Raw genomic sequence first — 2,803 nt, forward strand, 5'->3', positions numbered from 1 at the left:
TGAGCCCGGATGGAGCGAAAAGGTCGAAGCCGCTGCCGCTGAGCTGCAAGGCAGCATTTCGCTAGCGACCGGCCCGCTCATGCGGCTGGGCTTGTTCCAATGTGGGGATGGAGATCATTTACTCCTTGTCATTCATCACTGGGTCGTGGACGGGGTATCTTGGCGAATTCTGTTTGAAGATTTTGCCGCTGCTTACGAGCAAGCGGTACAAGGGAAAGACATCCGGCTGCCGCAGAAAACGGACGCGTTCCAGACGTGGGCGCAGCAATGGAGCGCTTATGCAGGAAGTCCGGCGATGGAGACGCAGCGTGCGTACTGGAAGCGGATCGTAGAGACGGCGGTTCCGCCGCTGCCCAAGGATTACGACTCAGTAGCTTTAGGAGCTTTAGGAGCTTTAGGAGCTTTAGGAGCTTTAGGAGCTTTAGGAGCTTCAGAAACCCCAGTAGCCTCAGGAGCTTTAGGAGCTTCAACGCTAGCAACTAGCAAAACGCTGGCCGTGGAGTGGTCGCAAGTCCAGACGCAGCAACTGCTGAAAGAAGCGCACCGAGCTTACGGAACGGAGATCAATGATTTGCTGCTCACTGCCCTGGCGATGGCGGTTCAGGCGTGGAGCGGTATGGGGCGTGTGGGGATCATGCTGGAAGGACACGGCAGGGAAACGATCCTCCCGGATTTGGATGTCAGCCGGACGGTCGGCTGGTTCACGAGCGCGTACCCGGTGGTGCTGGAGATGAAGCCAGAGATGACCTTGTCGCAGCAAATCAAGCGAGTGAAGGAAACGCTGCGAGCGATCCCGGACAAAGGAGTCGGCTACGGCCTCCTGCGGTATGTGTCCAAGCAGGTGGAAGGAGAAGACTGGTCGTGTGACCCGGATATTTCCTTCAATTACTTGGGCCAGTTTGATCAGGATTTGGAGCGCAGCGCGCTTGAGCTATCCCCGCTCTCCTCGGGAGAGGCGATCAGCAGTAGAAGGCAACGAGCCGCGCTGCTGGAATGCAACGGGATGATCGCGGAGGGAACGTTGCGCCTGACCGTTAGCTACAGCGCCGCGCAGTACCACCAAGCGACGATGGAGCAGTTCGCGCAGCAGTTGAAAGAAAGCTTGGAGGCGGTGATCGCACATTGTATGGCGCAGGAGCGGACGGAAATGACGCCAAGCGATGTGCGGTTGCCTGACATGACGCAGGATGAGCTGGATGCGTTGGTGCAGCGAAGCGCAGCCATCGGAGAGATGGAGGAGGTGTACGCGCTGACGCCGATGCAGCAGGGCATGTTGTTCCACAGCCGCCTGGACCCGCAAGCGGGGGCTTATGTGAACCAGATGCAGCTAACGCTGCAAGGGGAATTGGATGTGGCAGCGTTTGAACGAAGCTGGCAAACGATCGTTCAGCGGCATGCGGTGCTGCGGACGAGCATCGACAGCGGGTGGAGAAACGAGCCGCTGCAAGTCGTGTACCGCCACCGACCGTTCCAGCTCGCGTATGCCGATCTGTCGCTGAAACCCGTCACCGAGCAGGAAGCTGACGTGGCGCAGTGGCGGACGGCGGACCGGAGGCAGGGCTTTGATGTGGAAGCGGAGAGCCTGATGCGAGTGGCGTTGTTCCGCACAGGGGAGCATACGCACGAGCTGGTCTGGAGCTTCCATCATATTGTGATGGACGGCTGGTGCTTGCCGCTGGTGATGGAGGAAGTGCTGCGCACTTACAGTGCCTACAGCGCCAACAGCATCTCGGGTAACGAAGAGGCGCGGCAGGAGCAGGAGAAGCCAAAAGGTCCGGCGTACAGCGCCTATATCCGCTGGCTGTCGGAGCAGGACGAGGCGTCGGCGCTGCGCTACTGGAAGGAACGACTGTCGGGCTGTGAAGCACAGGCGGTGTTCCCGAAACGCCAGCGCCAGACGTCAGGCTATGAAGCGAGGCGTGTGAGCGGAGTCGTGCCTCGGGAGCAAAGTGAGCGAATCGCGGCGGCGGCCAAAGCGCATGGCGTAACGATGAACACGCTGCTGCAAACGGCATGGGGATTGTTACTGCACCGCTACAGCGGTAGCCGGGATGTGGTGTTTGGCGGGGTGGTGTCGGGCCGACCTGCCGACCTTCCAGGCGTGGAAAGCATGATCGGACTGTTCATCAACACGCTGCCCGTCCGGGTCGCGTGCGAGGGTCAGGATACGGCGGCGGATGTGCTGCGGCGGATGCAGGCGGACGCGCTGGCTGCGCAAGCCTATGGCTACTATCCGCTGCATGAGATCCAGGCGCATTGCACCGGAACGAGAGAGCTGTTTGACCATATTTTAGTGTTCGAGAATTATCCGATGCCGACGAGCTCGGAAGCCTCCCTGGATGCGAGCGGACTGGCGATTACCAGCGTGCAGGCAGACGAACAAACGAATTATGACCTGAATGTGATGATTCAGCCTGGAGAAGAACTGGTCGTACATTTCGACTATAACGGACAGGTATACGAACAGGAGGCTATGGAGCGGGTGCAGGGTCACTGGCTGCAACTGGTGGAACAGATCGTGAGCCAGCCGAACGTGCCGGTCACGCAGATGGAGCTGCTGACGGCAGAGCAGCGGGAGCAGCTGCTGGTGCACTTTAACGCTACGGAGCTGGAGCTCCCTGAGAACGTGACGGTGCATGGGCTATTCGAGCAGCAGGCTGCCCGAACGCCGGGGCATCCGGCGCTGGTGAGTGGACTGGCCGTGTGGACGTACGGCGAGCTGGACGGGCAAGCCAACCGCATCGCGGGCTGGCTGCGCGCGCAGGGCGTGAGCAGTGAAGACCGCGTCGGTGTGCTGCTGTCC

The 2,803-nt window shown here is 60.3% G+C and carries 1 protein-coding gene; it reads left to right on the forward strand.

All coding sequences use genetic code 11. From position 1 onward, the window contains the following. The coding region (locus AC50Y5_RS32675; RefSeq protein WP_494865792.1) for a condensation domain-containing protein at window positions 1–2,803 on the forward strand (2,803 nt) is incomplete at both ends.

Source organism: Paenibacillus sp. JT22N7, assembly GCF_059383875.1.